At 69.4% G+C, this 18,445-nt stretch carries 15 protein-coding genes and 1 tRNA gene; 9 read left to right on the top strand and 7 right to left on the bottom strand.

Annotated elements, in window-relative coordinates:
* Positions 1-102: 102 nt before the first annotated feature.
* The 5 genes from JYK04_RS13175 to JYK04_RS41895 all read left to right on the top strand — a co-directional run bounded on the left by JYK04_RS13175 (position 103) and on the right by JYK04_RS41895 (position 7,512).
* Positions 103-459, top strand: coding sequence for a chorismate mutase (locus tag JYK04_RS13175; RefSeq protein ID WP_189736037.1), 357 nt, complete (start codon positions 103-105; stop codon positions 457-459).
* A gap of 41 nt (positions 460-500) precedes the next feature.
* Entirely contained in the window at positions 501-3,041 is a 2,541-nt protein-coding gene (gene pepN, locus JYK04_RS13170; RefSeq protein WP_189736035.1) for an aminopeptidase N, read from the top strand.
* A 327-nt stretch (positions 3,042-3,368) separates the two neighbouring features.
* Positions 3,369-4,769, top strand: a complete 1,401-nt coding sequence (locus JYK04_RS13165; protein WP_189736033.1) for a pyridoxal phosphate-dependent decarboxylase family protein — start codon at positions 3,369-3,371, stop codon at positions 4,767-4,769.
* Entirely contained in the window at positions 4,766-6,175 is a 1,410-nt protein-coding gene (locus JYK04_RS13160; RefSeq protein ID WP_189736031.1) for a lysine N(6)-hydroxylase/L-ornithine N(5)-oxygenase family protein, read from the top strand. Before JYK04_RS13165 ends, JYK04_RS13160 begins: the two co-directional genes overlap by 4 nt.
* 140 nt (positions 6,176-6,315) lie before the next feature.
* Positions 6,316-7,512: an ALF repeat-containing protein gene (locus JYK04_RS41895; RefSeq protein WP_189736029.1), complete on the top strand. Its 1,197-nt coding sequence runs from the start codon at positions 6,316-6,318 to the stop codon at positions 7,510-7,512.
* An 86-nt stretch (positions 7,513-7,598) separates the two neighbouring features.
* Here the strand turns inward: JYK04_RS41895 and JYK04_RS13150 are convergent, their stop codons facing one another.
* Positions 7,599-9,407, bottom strand: coding sequence for a bifunctional metallophosphatase/5'-nucleotidase (locus tag JYK04_RS13150; RefSeq protein ID WP_189736026.1), 1,809 nt, complete (start codon positions 9,405-9,407; stop codon positions 7,599-7,601).
* Positions 9,408-9,534: 127 nt separating this feature from the next.
* Between JYK04_RS13150 and JYK04_RS13145 the strand changes: the two genes are divergently transcribed.
* The 3 genes from JYK04_RS13145 to JYK04_RS13135 all read left to right on the top strand — a co-directional run bounded on the left by JYK04_RS13145 (position 9,535) and on the right by JYK04_RS13135 (position 12,510).
* On the top strand, positions 9,535-10,236 hold the full coding sequence (locus tag JYK04_RS13145) for an SIMPL domain-containing protein (protein WP_189736025.1): 702 nt from the start codon (positions 9,535-9,537) through the stop codon (positions 10,234-10,236).
* Positions 10,237-10,382: 146 nt separating this feature from the next.
* Complete coding sequence (pyk, locus tag JYK04_RS13140; RefSeq protein ID WP_189736023.1) at positions 10,383-11,810, top strand: pyruvate kinase; 1,428 nt, start codon at positions 10,383-10,385, stop codon at positions 11,808-11,810.
* Between the two features lie 115 nt (positions 11,811-11,925).
* The gene (locus tag JYK04_RS13135; protein WP_189736021.1) at positions 11,926-12,510 is read left to right on the top strand and encodes a GNAT family N-acetyltransferase; all 585 of its coding nucleotides are present in this window, start codon (positions 11,926-11,928) and stop codon (positions 12,508-12,510) included.
* A 34-nt stretch (positions 12,511-12,544) separates the two neighbouring features.
* Here the strand turns inward: JYK04_RS13135 and JYK04_RS13130 are convergent, their stop codons facing one another.
* The 3 genes from JYK04_RS13130 to JYK04_RS13120 form a co-directional block, all read right to left on the bottom strand.
* The gene (locus JYK04_RS13130; RefSeq protein ID WP_189736020.1) at positions 12,545-13,033 is read right to left on the bottom strand and encodes a hypothetical protein; all 489 of its coding nucleotides are present in this window, start codon (positions 13,031-13,033) and stop codon (positions 12,545-12,547) included.
* A gap of 113 nt (positions 13,034-13,146) precedes the next feature.
* Positions 13,147-13,911, bottom strand: a complete 765-nt coding sequence (locus JYK04_RS13125) for a helix-turn-helix domain-containing protein (protein ID WP_229875145.1) — start codon at positions 13,909-13,911, stop codon at positions 13,147-13,149.
* 113 nt (positions 13,912-14,024) lie between these two features.
* A tRNA-Leu gene (locus JYK04_RS13120) sits at positions 14,025-14,097 on the bottom strand.
* A 99-nt stretch (positions 14,098-14,196) separates the two neighbouring features.
* Here JYK04_RS13120 and JYK04_RS13115 point away from each other — a divergent pair.
* On the top strand, positions 14,197-14,850 hold the full coding sequence (locus JYK04_RS13115; protein WP_030008501.1) for an ANTAR domain-containing response regulator: 654 nt from the start codon (positions 14,197-14,199) through the stop codon (positions 14,848-14,850).
* Between the two features lie 65 nt (positions 14,851-14,915).
* On the opposite strand, the gene JYK04_RS13110 is transcribed toward JYK04_RS13115, so the two are convergent.
* Genes JYK04_RS13110 through JYK04_RS13100 form a run of 3 tightly spaced genes read right to left on the bottom strand, consistent with a single transcriptional unit; the run spans position 14,916 to position 18,441 of the window.
* Positions 14,916-15,632 carry an ABC transporter ATP-binding protein gene (locus JYK04_RS13110; RefSeq protein WP_189736018.1) on the bottom strand — a complete coding sequence of 239 codons (717 nt, stop codon included), beginning with the start codon at positions 15,630-15,632 and terminating at the stop codon, positions 14,916-14,918.
* The gene (locus tag JYK04_RS13105) at positions 15,629-16,711 is read right to left on the bottom strand and encodes an ABC transporter ATP-binding protein (RefSeq protein WP_189736592.1); all 1,083 of its coding nucleotides are present in this window, start codon (positions 16,709-16,711) and stop codon (positions 15,629-15,631) included. Before JYK04_RS13105 ends, JYK04_RS13110 begins: the two co-directional genes overlap by 4 nt.
* 5 nt (positions 16,712-16,716) lie before the next feature.
* Complete coding sequence (locus JYK04_RS13100; RefSeq protein ID WP_189736016.1) at positions 16,717-18,441, bottom strand: branched-chain amino acid ABC transporter permease; 1,725 nt, start codon at positions 18,439-18,441, stop codon at positions 16,717-16,719.
* Positions 18,442-18,445 lie beyond the last annotated feature (4 nt).

Raw genomic sequence — 18,445 nt, 5'->3', positions numbered from 1 at the left:
CCACTATGGCGAATACTTTCCACTCTGGCAAGTATTCGGTCGCCGTCTCACAGGCCGACTGCCCGAGGAACCGCAGGCCGCCGCCACGTATTCTCGGGAACCATGAACAACAGCGACCTCGACAACGGCACCGGCGCGGGCGCGGCAGACGACGCCGCAGGCATCGACGAGAGCGTCACCGCCGAACTCGCCCGACTGCGCGACAGCATCGACAACATCGACGCCGCCGTCGTCCACATGCTCGCCGAACGCTTCAAGTGCACCCAGCAGGTCGGCCACCTCAAGGCCAGGCACCAGCTGCCCCCCGCCGACCCGGGCCGCGAAGCCAGCCAGATCGCCCGCCTGCGCCAGCTCGCCGAGAACGCCAAACTCGACCCCGCCTTCGCCGAGAAGCTCCTCAACTTCATCATCGCCGAGGTCATCCGCCACCACGAGACGATCGCTGCGGGCGAAGAGTAGAAGCAGGGGGTCCGGCCGCCCACTGGGGCAGCATGGGCCCCATGTCCGCACTGACGCGCAACGAAGCGCAGATCCGAGCCCAGCTCCTCGACGTCCAGCACTACGCCGTCACCCTCGACCTCACCGGCGACGACGAAACCTTCGACTCCACCACCGTCGTCCGGTTCACCGCACGCACCGCCGCAGACACCTTCATCGAGCTGAAGCCCGTCGAACTGCGCTCGGCCACCCTCGACGGCAACCCCCTCGACCCGGCCGCCCTCGCCGACGACCGCCTCCCGCTCACCGGCCTCACCGAAGGCCCCCACGAGCTGCGCCTCGACACCCGCATGCGCTACTCCCGCACCGGCGAGGGCCTGCACCGCTTCACCGACCCCGCCGACAACCAGACCTACGTCTACAGCCAGATGTTCCTGGACGACGTCCAGCGGGTCTTCCCGGCCTTCGACCAGCCCGACCTCAAGGCCGTCTTCGAGTTCACCGTCACCGCCCCGGCCCACTGGACCGTCCTCGCCAACGGCATCACCACCCGCACCGGCGCCGCCCCCGACAACAGCGGCGCCGCCATCTGGCAGTCCGCCCCCACCCCCCTCATCTCCACCTACCTCGCCGCCGTCGCCGCCGGCCCCTGGCACAGCATCCGCACCGAACACGCCGGACTGCCCTTCGGCATCCACTGCCGCCAGTCCCTCGCACCCCACATGGACGTCGACGCCGAGGAGATCCTCTCCATCACCAAGGCCTGCTACGACCGGTACCAGGAGAAGTTCACCGAGCCCTACCCCTTCGACTCCTACGACCAGGCCTTCGTACCCGAGTTCAACGCCGGCGCCATGGAGAACCCCGGACTCGTCACCTTCCGCGACGAGTTCATCTTCCGCTCCGCCGTCACCGACACCGAACGCCAGTCCCGCGCCATGGTCATCGCCCACGAGATGGCCCACATGTGGTTCGGCGACCTCGTCACCATGGCCTGGTTCGACGACATCTGGCTCAACGAATCCTTCGCCGAATACATGGGCTACCAGACCCTCACCGAAGCCACCCGCTTCACCGACACCTGGACCGACTTCGGCGTCACCCGCAAGCCCTGGGGCTACGACGCCGACCAGCGGCCCTCCACCCACCCCGTCGCCCCCGCCCCCGAAGACGTCCCCGACACCGCCTCCGCCCTCCTCAACTTCGACGGCATCTCCTACGCCAAGGGCGCCTCCGCCCTGCGCCAACTCGTCGCCTGGCTCGGCGAGAAGGACTTCCTGGCCGGCATCAACACCCACTTCGCCCGCCACAAGTTCGCCAACGCCTCCCTCGCCGACTTCATCGACTCCCTCGCCGCCCACACCGAACGCGACGTCCGCGCCTGGGCCGACATCTGGCTGCGCACCACCGGCATCGACACCCTCACCCCCCGCGTCGAGGAGTCCGAGGGCCGCCCCGACACCCCCGCCGGCTGGACCCTCGCCGTCGACCGCCGAGGCAGCCGCCCCCACCACATCGCCGTCGGCGTCTACGACCGCGACCCCGCCGACGACCGCTTCCTCGAACTGCGCGAACTCCTCGACCTCGACATCCCCTCCGACGAGATCATCTCCGTGACCGGAGCCCGCCCCGCGCTCCTCGTCCTCAACGACGTCGACCTCACCTACGCCAAGGTCCGGCTCGACGAAACCTCCGTCGAAACGGTCCTGCGCGGCCTCTCCGGCATCCCCGAGGCCCTGACCCGCGCCGTCGTCTGGAACGCCCTGCGCGACATGGTCCGCGACGGCGAACTCGCCCCGCACGACTACCTCGCCACCGCCGCCGCGCACCTGCCCGAGGAGGACGACCTCGCCATCGTCCAGGGCGTCCTCGGCTTCGCCCGCACCCAGGTCGCCGTACGCTACCTCGCCCCCGAAGAGCAGACCGCCGCGCTCGCCACCCTCACCACCATCGCCCGCGACCTGCTCCGGCGCACCGAGGACGGCTCCGAGCCCGGCATGCGGCTGACCGCCGTACGCACCCTCGTCGACAGCGCCACCCAGCCCGACACCATCGCCGCCTGGCTCACCGACGACACCGTCCCCGGCGGCCCCGCACTCGACCCCGAACTGCGCTGGCGCATCCTCGGCCGCCTCGCCGTCCTCGGCGCCGTCGGCGAGACCGAGATCGACGCCGCCCTCGCCGCCGACACCAGCGCCACCGGCCAGGAAGGCGCCGCCCGCTGCCGCGCCGCCCTCCCCACCGCCGAGGCCAAGGCCGCCGCCTGGGACCGCCTCTTCCACGACGACAGCCTGTCCAACTACCTCTTCAGCGCCACCGCCCAGGGCTTCTGGCAGCCAGAACAGGCCGAACTTCTCACCCCGTACGTCACCCGCTACTACCCGGAGGCCGTCGCCCTCGGCGCCCGCCGCGGCCCGGCCATCGGCGAAGCCGCCGGCCGCTGGGCGTTCCCGGCGTACGCCATCGACGAAGCCAACCTCCAGGCCGGCCACACCTGCCTCACGAACCCGGACATCCTCCCCCTCCTGCGCCGCAAGCTGGTCGACCAACTCGACGACCTCGCCCGCGCCCTCAAGGTCCGCCGGCCCTCTGCCGAGAGCTAGCGGGTAGCCGGGGGCCCAGGGGCCGGGGCAGGAAGCCGGGGCCGGGAACCGGAAGACAGGACCCGACGAACGGGGACCCAGCCCCGGTCCAGGCTGCCCCCGGCTCCGGCTCCGGCTCCGGCCCCGGCTCGGCTCGGTACCGGACCCGGCCGCTTCCGGGGTCCGGCTTCGGCCCGGGTTCTGCCCCGTCCAGCCCAGCCCCCGGCAGGGACCCGCAGGGAACGGTCTCCCGGCTCCGGACAAACCCCGGCGGTTACCCCATTCGGGTCTGATCGTTGTACAGGCCGGGTGCCTCCCACCGCACCCGGCCAGCCCCGGAGGACCCCGATGACCGCGCAGCCCGGCACACCCCCACCGCCCCCGCTCGCCGGCGGCCCCCACGGGCCCACCGCCCTGCGCCCCCTCCTCGACACCGTCCTCGACGCCCTCACCACCGGCGCCCACGACCGCGGCGGCCCCCTCCCCGCCGGCGGCCCCGACGCCGTCACCGCCCGCGTCCACGCCGCCCTCGGCGACGCCGGCCTACTCCCCGCCCACGGCACCGGCGCCCACGAAGCCCTCCGCACCCTCGTACACACCCTCGCCGCCGGCGCCGCCGACCCCGCCGACCCCCTGTGCGCGGCCCACCTGCACTGCCCCCCGCTCGCCGTCGCGGCCGTCGCCGACCTCGCCGCCTCCGCCCTGAACCCCTCCCTCGACTCCTGGGACCAGGCCCCCGCCGCCTCCGCCGTCGAAGCCCTCCTCACCCGCACCCTCGCCGCCGAGTTCTACGACACCCCCCACCCCGACGCCCTCGTCACCACCGGCGGCACCGAAGCCAACCAACTCGCCGTCCTCCTCGCCCGCGAACGCCACGGCCCCGCCCTCACCGTCCTCCACGGAGCCAACGCCCACCACTCCGTCCCCCGCGCCGCCTGGCTCCTCGGCCTGCCCCCGGCCACCGAACTCCCCACCCCCGCCGGCACCCTCGACCCCGCCCGCCTGGCCGAAGCCCTCGCCACCACACCCGGCCCCACCCTCGTCACCGCCACCGCCGGCACCACCGACGCAGGTCTCATCGACCCCATCCACCGCATCGCCGACCTCTGCGACCGCTACGGCGCCGACCTCCACATCGACGCCGCCTACGGCGGCCTCCTCGCCCTCAGCCCCCGCCAGCGCGACAAACTCGCCGGACTCGGCCGCGCCCACTCCCTCACCATCGACCTGCACAAACAAGGCTGGCAGCCCGTCGCCGCAGGCCTCCTCGCCGTCCCCGACACCACCCTCCTGGCCCCCCTCGCCCACCAGGCCGACTACCTCAACGCCACCGACGACACCGAAGCGGGCCTGCCCGACCTCCTCGGCCGCTCCCTGCGCACCACCCGCCGCCCCGACGCCCTCAAGATCGCCACCACCCTCCGCGCCCTCGGCCGCGACGGCCTCGCCGCACTCATCGACCGCACCGTCGACACCGCACACCACCTCGCCCGGCTCCTCGACGCCCACCCCGGCTTCGAACTCCACGCACCCCCCACCATCACCACCGTCCTCTTCCGGCCCACCCACGCCGACGACGACCACCTCGCCACCCTGCGCCGCACCCTCCTGCACCAAGGCCGCGCCGTCCTCGGCCGCACCCACGCCGACGGCCGCCTCTGGCTCAAAGCCACCCTGCTCAACCCGCACACCACAGCGGGGGACCTGGACACCCTCATCTCCCTCCTGGAAGGCAGCACCCACCGATGACCGCCCAGCTCGACGCCCCCCACGACCTCGTCGGAATCGGGATCGGCCCCTTCAACCTGTCCCTCGCGGCCCTCGCCCACGGCCTGCCCCGCCAAGGAGCCGGCGAACTCGCCACCGCCTTCTACGACCAGCGCCGCGACTTCCGCTGGCACCCCGGACTCCTCATCGAGGGAGCCACCCTCCAGGTCCCCTTCCTCGCCGACCTCGTCACCCTCGCCGACCCGGCCAGCCCCTGGAGCTTCCTCAGCTACCTCAAGCACAAGGAACGGCTCTTCCCCTTCTACTTCGCCGAGCAGTTCCACATCCACCGAGCCGAATACGACGCCTACTGCCGCTGGGTCGCCGACCGCGTCCCCGGACTCCACTTCGGCCACCAGGTCGACGCCGTCCGCTGGAACCACGAACGCGACCTCTTCGAAGTCGACTTCACCCAACTCGACGCCACCGGCGAAGCCGAAGCCCTCGGCCGCACCCACACCCGCAACCTAGCCCTCGGCATCGGCACCGCCCCCTACGTCCCCGAACCCCTGCGCCCCCTCGCCGACGCCCCCACCGTCCCCGTCATCCACTCCGCCGACTACCTCGACAACCGCGCGCGCATCCTCGGCGCCGAACACGTCACCGTCATCGGCTCAGGCCAGTCCGGCGCCGAAGTCTTCCTCGACCTCCTCCGCGCCCGCCCCGCCGGCCGCGAACGCCTCACCTGGCTCGCCCGCACCCCCTCCTTCGCCCCGATGGAGTACTCCAAGCTGGGCCTCGAACACTTCACCCCCGACTACACCCGCTACTTCCACTCCCTCCCCGAAGCCGTACGCGACCAGCTCGTCCCCACCCAGTGGCAGCTCCACAAGGGCATCGACGCCGACACCATCGCCGCCATCCACGCGGAGCTCTACCGCCGCACCCTCCACGGCGGCTGGCCCGACACCGTCCTCACCCCCGGAGTCAGCGTCCGCACCGCAGGCCGCGTCGCCACCACCAAGGTCGAACTCCACCTCGAACACATCGAGCAGGGCACCCGCTCCCGCCTCACCACCGACGCCGTCATCCTCGCCACCGGATACCAGGAGCGACCCCTCGGCAGCCTCCTCGCCGGCCTCGACCCGTACCTGCGCAAGGACTCCTCCGGCCGCCCCCGCATCGACGACCGCTACCGGATGATCCTCGACCCCACCGTCACCGGCAGCATCTTCGTCCAGAACGGCGAACGCCACTCCCACGGCGTCGGCGCCCCCGACCTCGGCCTCGCCGCCTGGCGCAGCGCCGCCATCCTCAACACCCTCACCGGCAAAGAGCCTTACCCCCAGCCCGCCCGCACCGCCTTCACCACCTTCGGCCTCGACCAGCGCGAACCAAGCCGCCCCCGCCCCACGGGCGAACTCCTCCCGCTCGTCGAACACCCCTGAGAGGCACGGCAGTCCGGTGATCGAGACCCCGCCCCCACCGTCCCGGGGCCGCCACGAGGGGCGGGCGCGTGACCGGTACAACTATCTGCGCAGGCCGAACGTCTCTTCTGTCGAAGAAACGTTTCCAGGGGGTTTTGTCTGTGAAGTTTTCCCGGATCGCCGCAGCGGTCACCACCGCTGCCCTTGCTCCGGCCGTCCTCATCGCGTCACCGGCGTTCGCCGCCGGCCCCGACGCCCCGGCCAACGGCAACCACCCGGCACCGACCACGCCGGACCAGACCGTGCCGGACCAGACCACGCCGGACCAGACCGCGCCCGACCAGGCCGAAGAGGACCGCAAGACCATCCTCGCGATCATCGCCCACCCGATGGCCAGCGAGTTCATGCAAGAAGCCGGCCGCAAGGCCATCGCCGACGGCCCCAAGGCCATGCGCAAGTTCATCGAAGTCGACCAGCACAACATCCGCATGGACGACTACCGCATCGAGATCCTGCGCCTCCTCCCGGGCGCCGGCCCCGGCCTGAAGGAGGGCATCAACAAGGTCCTCAGCAACGGCAACACCATCGAAAAGCTCCGCCACTTCTACGACGTGACCCAGCACGAGCTGCGCGACGACGACAACAAGGTCGAGATCTCCCGGCTCATCGGCACCGGCGGCACCGGCGTGAAGGAAGCCGGCAAGAAGGCACTCCAGGGCACCCCCGCCGACCGCGCGGAGTTCCTGAAGACCGGCCGCCACCTCGCCCAGGCCCAGGACGACCTGGTCGAGCTGGCCCGCATCGACGAGGGCTGGGACGGCCCGATCCTGACCGAGGCCATCGGCAAGCTCATGAACGGATCGCCGACCCCGGCCGAGCTGCGCCACTTCCTGGAAGTGACCCAGTACGAGCTCCGCGACCAGGACAACCGCGTCGCCATCGCGAAGATCATCGACGGTGGCGGTCCGGAACTCGTCAAGGCCGGCCGTGCCGCCCTCGCCGGCACCCCCGCCGACCGGACCGGGTTCCTCAAGACGGGCCAGCACGAAGCCCGCGCCAAGGACCAGGCCGCCAAGGACAACGAAAAGCCGACCCCCGGCAAGGACGGCAAGGACGGCAAGGGCGGTGACGGCAACGGCACCGGAACGGACTCCGGCACCGGCGGCACCACCGGCACCGGCACCACCGGCACCGGCAACACCGCCGTCACCGGCCAGGGCCACAACGGTTCCCCCCTCGCCACCACCGGCGCGGGCGACCACACCACCCTGATCGCCGGCGGCGCGGGCACCGCGCTCGCCGCCGGCGCCGGACTGCTCCTCGCCGCCCGCATGCGCCGCGCAGGCGCCGCACGCTGACCGGACCCGCACCACCAGGAGTGGCCGGCCGCAGCACACCGCGGCCGGCCACCCCGCCGGGCCGATCCGACAGGATCCCGAAGACGCTAGAAAACCGCGACCCCGGCCCGCGTCAGACGCCAGTCCACCGACGCGAACTGCGCCGGATCGACCGTCCCCTTCGCCTTCACCCACTGGATGATCGTGTTACGGATCTCGTCCGAGTTCGCCCACACCTGCTTCGCCTGCGGAACGTGCGGGAAGTTACCGCCACCCGAAGCCCGGTAGTTGTTCACCGCCAGCACGAACTGCGCCGCCGGATCCACCGGCTTCCCCTGGAACGACAACCCCGTGATCCGCGAACCCACCGGCTGCGCGATGTCGATGTCGTACACCAACCCGTACACCGCGTCGTAGTTGTAGTCCGGCACGCCCTCGGCGTTCGTCAGCTTCGCCGGATCCACCGGAACACCCGGCGCCGTCTGTACGTAGTACCGCGCCGAGTACTCCAGATAGTCCTTCACCTGCGCACCCGTCAGCAGCCGCGCCTCCATCGTGTTCTCGAACGGATACAGACCCGCCGCATCCTTGATCGTCACCTGACCCGACGGGATCGCCGCCGTCCGCGAGAAACACGACGCCTGCGACAGCACCGGCAGCGCCGCCCACTCCGAACCGGCCAGCGCCCCCTTCACCGTCTCCGCCTGCACATGGTTGATCAGATCGATGATCGCGACATCCTTGACCGGCCCCTCCGCCGACGACATCGCCTGCGTCGACGTACCGATCACCTGGTTCACGTACGCCACGACCTTGCGGTGCTCGTCCGACAGCAACCCCGTGATCTTCGGGTCCTCCGCCACCGTGTTCGAGTTCAGCACCTTCGCCGCGACCTTCGCCACCGACCAGCGGCCCTTCACCCACGACAGCTCGAAGTCGAACAGCGTCAGCCGCTGACCCCGCTTCAGCGGCTCGGACAGCACCACGTCCTTGCCGGTCGCCTTGTTCTTCACCCGGTACTCGGGAATCTCCGTGTGCGCGTGCCCCACCAGGATCGCGTCGATCCCCGGCACCTGCTCCGCCACCAGCGCCGCCGCGTTCTCCACGTACGGCAACTGGTCCCCGTACGACGACGTACCGCTCGAACCCGAATGCGCCGACACGATCACCACATCGGCACCCATCGACCGCAGCTTCGGCACGTACTTCGCCGCCTGCTCCTCCAGCCCCGGGAACGTCATCTTGCCCTGCACGTTCGCCTTGTCCCACAACGCGATACCCGGGTTCGTCAGCCCCAGCACCGCCACCTTCACGTCCCGCCCGCACGGCGTGCGCAGCTTGTGCATGCTGTACGGCGCGAACGCCGGCCGCAGCGTCCGCGCATCCAGCGCGTTCGCCCCCAGCAGCGGGAAATCACACTGCTCCTCGAACTTCCGCAGCACCGGTATGCCGTAGTTGAACTCGTGGTTCCCCAGCGCCGCCGCGTCATAACCGATCGCGTTCATCGCCTGCGCCATCGGGTGCACCGGACCCCGCCGCGCGGTGATCGGATCCACCTTCGCGTAGTAGTACGAAAGCTGCGTGCCCTGGATCGTGTCACCCGCGTCGATCAGCAGCGTGTTGCGCCGCCCCTTCTCCGCCCGCACCTGGTTCACCAACGTGGAAATCTTCGCCAGACCGACGTCGTTGTGCGCCTTGTCGTCGAACTCCTTGTCCGTGAAGTAGTCCCAGTTGAAGACATTGCCGTGCAAGTCGGTCGTACCCATCACCGTGAACGCGTACGTCCGCGCCCCGGACCCGGACCCCTTCACCTCCTGCACGGCCGCCGCGGCCGGAGAGCCCGTGGCCCCCGCCAACGCCACCGCAGCACCCGTCGCCGCCGTGCTACCCAGGAAAGTCCTACGGTCGAACGCCATGCCATCTCCCTTTTGAGGCCTGAACAACGCGCGTAGATTCTGACCCACGAGTAACAAGCCGCAACACCCCCACCAGGTTTCGATCCGATGACCGCACCCGAACGAGCGACGGTGCGACAGTGAAACCATGACCCAGGACGCATCGCACCAGCCCTACGGAACCCCCGAAGTACCCCGCGTAGCAGTCCGCGGCGAAGCCCGCATCGAAGTCGACCCCGAGATCGCCCGCATCGGAATCACCGTCAGCGCCCGCGGCACCGACCGCCGCACCGCACTCGAAGACCTCACCCGCCGCAACAACGCCGCCCTCGACCTCATCAAGAGCTACGGCGACCCCGTCGAGAAACTCGAAACCGGCGCCTTCTCCATCACCCCCGAACTCACCCGCCACGGCCGCGCCGAACGCATCCGCGCCTACCACGGCCGCGTCCACATCACCGCCGAACTCAGCGACTTCACCACCCTCGGCGAACTCACCACCCGCCTCGCCGACCTCGAACTCACCCAGATCGACGGACCCTGGTGGGCCCTGCGCCCCACCTCACCCGCCCACGGCCGAGCCCGCCGCCAAGCCGTCCTCGAAGCCGTCCAGCGCGCCCGCGAATACGCCGACGCCCTCGGCGCGAACCTCGCCGCCCTCGTCGAACTCGCCGACCTCGGCGCCGAGAACGCCGCCCCCTTCGCCGCCACCCCCGGCGCCGGCATGCGCACCATGGCCTTCAGCGCCGCCGAGGATGCCGGCCCCCCGCCGCTCGACCTCGAACCCCAGCGCCAGACCGTCTACGCACAGGTGAACGCCCGCTTCACCATGACCCCTCCACAACTCTGAAGAACCTACAAAAACCACGCCCGGGGGTGCTCATCAGAGCACCCCCATGCACATTCAACAGTTGTCAACAAGCTTTTGCTCAAAGGTTGTTGAGTGGACACCTGGAAGCGATTACCTACCCGCAGGTAGGGGAATACGCTCGCCTCATGCGCCGAGCGAAAATCGTATGTACCCTGGGCCCCGCAACCGACTCATACGACCAGATCAAAGCCCTGGTCGAAGCCGGAATGGACATCGCCCGCCTCAACCTCAGCCACGGCACCACCGCCGAACACGAGGAGCGCTACCAGCGCGTACGCAAGGCCTCCGACGAGACCGGCCGCAGCGTCGGCATCCTCGCCGACCTTCAAGGCCCGAAGATCCGCCTCGGCCGCTTCCACGAAGGACCCGTACTCCTTGAACGCGGCGACGAATTCACCATCACCGTCGAAGACCACCAAGGCGACCGCCACACCTGCGGCACCACCTACAAAGGCCTCGCCACCGACGTCACCACCGGCGAACTCATCCTCGTCGACGACGGCCGCGTCACCCTCGAAGTCACCGCAGTCGACGGCCCCCGCGTCCACACCCGCGTCATCGAAGGCGGCATGGTCTCCGACCACAAAGGCCTCAACCTCCCCGGCGTAGCCGTCTCCGTCCCCGCCCTCTCCGAAAAAGACATCGAAGACCTCCGCTGGGCCCTGCGCACCGGCGCCGACGTCATCGCCCTCTCCTTCGTCCGCAGCGGCCGCGACATCGAAGACGTCCACCGCATCATGGACGAAGAAGGCCGACGCCTCCCCGTCATCGCCAAGATCGAAAAGCCCCAAGCCGTCGAAAACATCGACGACATCGTCGCCGCCTTCGACGGCATCATGGTCGCCCGCGGCGACCTCGGCGTCGAAATGCCCCTCGAACAAGTCCCCATCGTCCAAAAGCGCGTCATCAAACTCGCCAAGCGCAACGCCAAACCCGTCATCGTCGCCACCCAAATGCTCGACTCGATGATCGAAAACTCCCGCCCCACCCGAGCCGAAGCCAGCGACGTCGCCAACGCCATCATCGACGGCACCGACGCCGTCATGCTCTCCGGCGAAACCAGCGTCGGCAAATACCCCATCGAAACCGTCCGCACCATGTCCCGCATCGTCGAAGCCGCCGAAGAAGACATCCTCGCCAAGGGCCTCCCCCCACTCACCGACCGCAACAAACCCCGCACCCAAGGCGGAGCCGTCGCCCGCGCAGCCGCCGAAATGGGCGACTTCCTCGACGCCAAATTCCTCGTCGCCTTCACCCAGAGCGGCGACACCGTCCGCCGACTCTCCCGCTACCGCTCACCCATCCCCCTCCTCGCCTTCACCCCCGACCCCGCCACCCGCTCCCAGCTCAACCTCACCTGGGGCGTCGAAACCTTCCTCGGCCCCCACGTCGGCTCCACCGACGCCATGGTCGCCCAAGTCGAAGAAGAACTCCTGCGCATCGGCCGCTGCGTACCCGGCGACACCGTCGTCATCACCGCCGGCTCACCCCCCGGCGTCACCGGCTCCACCAACCTCGTCCGCATCCACCACATCGGCGACGCGGTCCACTGACCCACGCAACACACCGCGTCGGGCACCGCGCCCGACGCGGACACCCACCCACCCCCCCCCGCAACCGAAGGAAAAGAGCTGGCGACAGACCCGACGCCCCAGTAGGAAGAGCACCATGAGCACCCACCCACCGACGTTCGTCCGCACCACGCTCGACCTCGGCGACACACTCCTCCACCCATGGGGCCGAGAACCCGCAGGACCGGAACTGCTGGACGACCTCGTCGCCGCCGCCGCCGACCCGGCGATCGCCCTCTGGAACCCCCTCGCCACAGCCGACCACAAAGCCGCCCAGACCTGGCTCGAATCCCGCGACAACGCCTGGAACCACGGCACCGGCGCCGCCTTCGCCGCCCGGACCACCACCGACGGCACCCTCCTCGGCACCGTCAACCTCCGCTGGGTCGACCGCACCGACGGCCTCGCCATGATCGGCTACTGGCTCCTGCCCCACGCCCGCGGACGCGGCCTCGCCACCCGCGCCACCCGCGCCGTCACCACCTGGGGCTTCCACACCGCCGACGCCCGCCGCATCGAGCTCGCCCACGCCACCGGCAACCAGGCCTCCTGCCACGTCGCCCAACGCTGCGGATACCTCCCCGAAGGCACCCTCCGCCAGTCCCACCTCTTCGGCGACGGCACCCACCACGACGAACACCTCCACGCCCGCCTCGCCACCGACCCGGAACCACACCCCTGAACCCCACGGCCCAAGCAGCCCTGTCGGACCCGGCCTAGAGTGGCGGGGGCACAGCCCTCAGGTTGTCCCCCCAGTAGAAGGACTCGTACTCGATCTCGATGGACAGCCGACCGGCCACCAGCTCCCAGAACCAGGCGTGCCGCGCCTCGTCGTAGTCGTCGAGGTGGACGAGGTACTGGCAATCGCCCATGGGGAAGCTGACGCCGCCGAACAGCGCGTACATGCTGGGCCTCTGGGGCCAGTCCGCGGACATGGACTCGAAAGTCGGCCAGTCCCACTGCCCGACCGGTACCCCGTCCAGCTCCACCGTCGACCGGGTGACCAGCGCAGGGCCCAGACCCACGTTGAGCACCTGGAGCCCCGTGCGGCCGTTCTCGTAGTTCTTCACCTGCCGGATCTGCAGGTGGGGCATTACGGAAGTCCGGTTGTGCACCTTCAGCGCCCGGGCCTGGACGGTGCTGGCCCAGAGCGAGCCCACCGCCGCGGCCGTCGCGCAGGTGGTGATGATCGTGTTGGAGTCCATGGATCCCCCTGGAGGCGAAGGGCCCTCTTCTCTCGCCGGGAATCGTCCGACCCGGGGCCGGTCATGGCAACGGGTCGCCCCGGGGCGCAAGGGAGCGGCCCGGGCGCGCAGACCTAGTACTTCGGCCCGATGTGGGCGTCCATGAGGGCGACGCAGTCCTTCCGCGCGACGGACACGTTGAACGGATCACTGCCCCGAGCCAGCACCGTCCACCGGACCCCGACCTTGGTCAGCGTGTCGGTGCAGAGCTTCCGGATGTCGTCGGACTTGTTGGTGAAGAAGTACCGCGGGTACTCGTAGCGCTTCCCGTTCCGGACGGTCCAGTTGGTGACCCGACACCCGTCGGAATGAATCAGCCCCCGCAGGAACGCCCACGGGTGAGCGTCGACGATCTCCTGCTGCCACCCTTCGAGAGCGATCCGCCGCTCGTGCTTCTTGCCGGGCCCGTGCTGCGGGAACAGGCATGTCCAGTGGGTCGAGTGGGACTGCACCTCGACACATCCCTGTCGCTGCCGACGGCTGACACGGGGGATGCGCATCACGAGATGCATGGCCTCCTCGGCGGCGTCGATGAGGCCCACCCAGGTGGCGTCGCAAAAGATGGACAGGTGGTGCTGCTTGTACTTCGAGATGATGTGGCCGTCGCCGAGATAGAGACCGAGGAGATAGGCGTACGTGGGCCGGTCGAGGTCGAGGCCGGTGCACCTCGGGCAGTCGGTGAGCGGCTCGTAGGTTTCGCCGCGGCTCTTCCGGTCCTGGTGTCGCCACCAGCCGACAGTGCCCCGGGGTACACCGAGATTCTCGGCCACTGCTCGATTGGTCACGCCTCGGCGCAGCAGCAGGACGGCTTGTTCGCGTATCGCGGGATTGTGCTCCACGAGGCAGGAGCTTCGCTGTTATTCGCCCGGTTGGTCGCAATTCGAAGTTTCGTTCACCGTGACGAGTGAAGATCGCAATATTTTGCTTGGCGACCTTGAAATTGAAGGAGAAGTACCCCGGGTCGGATTCGAACCGACGCTGAATGGGTTTTGAATCCATCGCCTCTACCGCTGGGCTACCGGGGCCCCTTCGAAACGAAGGATACCTAAGACCCTCCGTGTCACAAACATACAGGAGCTAGGTAGGCTCGTGGGAGCTTAACCGCCTTGCACCGAGGAGCATCCGTGACCGCCGAGCACGAGTCGACGCCCACGCCCGACGCCGACCAGTCGCACGTTCCGCCGCTGACGACCCGGGTCGTCATCGCCGAGGACGAGGCGCTCATCCGTCTCGATCTCAAGGAGATGCTCGAAGAAGAGGGCTACTCCGTCGTCGGCGAGGCCGGCGACGGGCAGACGGCCGTCGAGCTCGCGCGCGAGCACCGTCCCGACCTGGTGATCCTCGACGTGAAGATGCCCGTCCTGGACGGGATCTCCGCGGCCGAGAAGATCGCGGAGGAGTCCATCGCGCCCGTCCTGATGCTCACCGCGTTCTCGCAGCGCGACCTCGTCGAGCGGGCCCGGGACGCCGGTGCCATGGCGTACCTCGTGAAGCCGTTCAGCAAGAGCGACGTGGTGCCCGCCATCGAGATGGCCGTCTCCCGCTTCGCGGAGCTGCGCGCGCTGGAGCAGGAGGTCGCGGACCTCTCGCAGCGGCTGGAGACCCGCAAGCTGGTGGACCGGGCGAAGAGCATCCTGCAGACCCAGTACGGGCTGACCGAGCCCGCCGCCTTCCGGTGGATCCAGAAGTCGTCCATGGACCGTCGGATGTCCATGCAGCAGGTCGCCGAGGTGGTCATCGAGGACGCTGAGGCGAAGAAGAAGGAGAGCGGCAAGTAGCGGCCGCCCCCGGACATGCGTGAGGCCCGCCTCCCCCCGAGGGGAGGCGGGCCTCACACGTTGTGTCAGTCCTCGCCGAGGTAGGCCTTGCGGACGTCCTCGTTGTGGAGGAGGTCGCGGCCGGTGCCGGAGAGAACGATCTTGCCGATCTCCATCACGTGCGCGGTGTCGGAGAGCGAGAGCGCAGCCTGGGCGTTCTGCTCGACGAGCAGGATGGTCATGCCCGTGGCCTTGAGTTCCTTGATGGTCGCCATGATCTTCTGCATCATCAGCGGGGACAGGCCCATGGAGGGCTCGTCCAGCATCAGGAGCTTGGGGCGGGACATGAGCGCGCGGCCCATGGCGAGCATCTGCTGCTCGCCGCCCGAGAGGGTGCCGGCGGCCTGCTTGCGACGCTCGCCCAGGATGGGGAACATCTCGTAGGCGCGCTGGACGTCCTTCTCGATGCCCTCCTTGTCGGTGCGCAGGAAGGCGCCGAGCTGGAGGTTTTCGGCGATCGTCAGCCGGGGGAAGATGTGGCGTCCCTCGGGGGAGTGGGCGAGGCCCAGGGAGACGATCTTGTGGGCGGGGACGGCGGCGAGGGGCTGGCCGTCGAAGGTGATGCTGCCGCTCTTGGGCTTGATGAGGCCGGAGAGGGTGCGCAGGGTGGTCGTCTTGCCGGCGCCGTTGGTGCCGACGAGGCAGACGATTTCGCCTTCGTTGACTTCGAAGGAGATTCCCTTGACGGCTTCGATCTTGCCGTAGGCGACCTTGAGGTCTTCGACCTTGAGCAGTGCGGTCACTTGGCCTCTCCTTCCGTGCTGGTGGTGCTGGTGGTGCTGTCCGAGTCGGTGTCGGCCGGGGCGTCGGTGTCGCCGTCGGCGTCCGCCTCCGCTTCGGGTTCGGCGTCCGTCTCGGCGGCGTCGGCCTCGACCTCGGCCGCAGCCTCGGCCTCAACCTCGGCGTCGGCCGCAGTCTCGGCCTCCGTCTCGGTCTCCGCCTCGGGCTCGGCTTCGGCCGGTGCTGCGGCGTCGGCGGCGGCTTCGGCCGCCTCGACCGCGGCGTCGTCGGCGGCGCCCGGGTCGCCCTCGAAGGGCTCGCCGAGGTAGGCGGCGATGACGCGCTCGTCGCCCTGGACCTCGGACGCGGTGCCTTCGATGAGCTTTTCGCCCTGGACGAGGCAGGCGACGCGGTCGCAGAGGTTGAAGATGAAGCGCATGTCGTGCTCGATGACGAGGACGGCGATGCCCATGTCGCGGATGGCGAAGATGAGTTCTTCGGCAGCGCGGGTTTCCTGCGGGTTCATGCCGGCGGTGGGCTCGTCCAGGAGGATGAGGCCGGGGTCGCTGGCGAGGGCTCGGGCGATTTCCAGCTTGCGCTGTTCGCCGTAGGGGAGGTTCTTGGCCAGGTGCTGGGCCTTGTTCTCCAGGCCGATGAACTCGAGGAGTTCCATGGCGCGCGCTTCGCTGGCGGCTTCGGCCTTCTTGAAGCCGGGGCCGCGCAGCAGGGCGGACCAGAGGCCTTCCTTGGTGCGGGTGTGGCGTCCGACGAGGACGTTCTCCAGCACGGTCATGTTGTGGAAGAGCCGGATGTTCTGGAAGGTGCGGGCGATGCCGGCCTCGGTGACCTTGTGGGGCTTGGGAGGCAGGACGGTGCCCTTGTAGCTGACGGATCCCTCGGTGGGGACGTACAGCCCGGTGAGGCAGTTGAAGAAGGTGGTCTTGCCGGCGCCGTTGGGGCCGATGAGGCCGACGATCTCGCCCGAGTTGACCTGGAGGTCGACGCCCTTGACGGCGGTGAGGCCGCCGAAGCGCATGGTGACGCCCTTGGCTTCGAGAACCGTGGTCTTCGTTGCGGTGGTGGTGTCCGTGGTGGTCGTCATGTTGTTCACGCCCCCGCCTTGGCGGTGGCCAGGTCCGTGGGGGCCTGGTCAGCGGTGTCGTCGTGGAACTCGAGCTGCGCGCGCTTGTTGGCGATGAGGCCTTCGGGGCGGAAGCGCATGAGCAGGATGAGGGCGATGCCGAACGCGAGGAGCTGGTAGTCCTGGAGGAAGGCCAGCTTCGCGGGGATCAGGAAGAGCAGTGCGGCGCCGAGGATGGGGCCGCGGATGGTGCCCATGCCGCCGAGGATGACGGCGGCGAGGAGGAACGCGGAGTTCGGCGGGACGGGCCCGGCGAAGACGTAGTTCTCGGGGACGACCGTGCTGTTGACGTGTGCCTGGACGGTGCCGGCGAGGCCGGCGAGGGTGGCGCCGAGGGCGAAGGCGATGAGCTTGACCTTGAAGCCGTTGATGCCCATGGCTTCGGCGGCGGTCTCGTCCTCGCGGATGGCGACCCAGGCGCGGCCGATGCGGCTGCTGCCGGCGCGGGCGAAGACCACGACGACCAGGGCCATGACGAGCAGCATCAGGAAGTAGTAGTTGGCGTAGGCGCCGAGGGTGATGCCGCCGACCACGTGGGATTCCCCGAAGTTCCACCCGAAGAGTTCGAGGTGGGGGATGTTGGGGATGCCGTTGGGGCCGTTGGTGATGTCGGGGCCGGAGGTGCCGTCGAGGTTGCCCATGGCGATGCGGAAGATTTCTCCGAAGCCGAGGGTGACGATGGCGAGGTAGTCGCCGCGCAGGCGCAGGGTCGGGGCTCCGATGACCACGCCGAAGATGAGCGAGGCGAGGGCGCCGACGATGACCGCTGCCCAGAAGGGCAGGTGGATGCCGAAGGCGGATGCGGTGCTTCCGGAGACCAGGGCTGCGGCGTAGGCGCCGACGCCGAGGAAGGCGACGTAGCCGAGGTCGAGGAGGCCGGCGAGGCCGACGACGACGTTGAGGCCGAGGGCGACGGTCGCGAAGATCAGGATGTTGACCGCGATGAGCGTGTAGGTGTCGCCGCTCTGCTGGATGAAGGGGAAGGCGATGGCGGCGGCCGCGGTGCCGATCAGGGTGACCTGGCGGTACTTGGCGGTGAGGCCGCCGAGGCGGGCGAAGAGGCCGGACTTGTTCAGCGCGAAGGCGGCGAGGCCGACGGTGATCAGGTAGGCGACGAAGAGCTGCGGTTCCTTGTCATCGGTGTCGATGCCGAAGGTGATGACGAAGAGGCCGATGGCGAAGACGCCGGTGATGATGAGGATCTCGGCCCAGGAGGGCAGCTGCTTGGCGGGGGCCGCCTTGCGGGTGTCGTCGGCGAGCTTGTTCACGGCGAGGACCGGGATGAACGTGCCGAGGAGGGCGACGTAGGAGCCGGGTTCCAGGTTGACGACTCCGCCGAGGACGACGGTGATGGCGATGACCGTGAACCAGGTGGCGGCGAGGTTGCCGAGGGTGAGGAAGAAGAGGGCCTTGCGGGTGCCGGCGGGGGCGAGCCAGCGGAAGCCCTTGACGCCGAGCGCGGAGAGCGCGAAGGCGAGGGTGAGGGCTGCTCCGGCGAGGGTGACGTACTGGATGTCGGCGGGGCTGCCGTAGTAGGTCAGGTCTCCGGGGAATTCGGAGGTCCAGGTCCACGCGAGGAAGGCGCTGACGATGGTGAGGAGGCTGCCGGCGATGACCGCGTAGAGGAGGGTGGTGGGCGCGGGGCCCTGCTTCACCGTGTCGGCGGTCTGCGGGGTGGTGTTGGTGGTCATGGTT

The sequence above is a fragment of the Streptomyces nojiriensis genome, from assembly GCF_017639205.1.
In the GTDB taxonomy this organism is placed as follows: Bacteria; Actinomycetota; Actinomycetes; order Streptomycetales; family Streptomycetaceae; genus Streptomyces; species Streptomyces nojiriensis.
The sequence above is the reverse complement of the archived record's forward strand: the minus strand, read 5'-3'. Positions and strand labels throughout refer to the sequence as shown.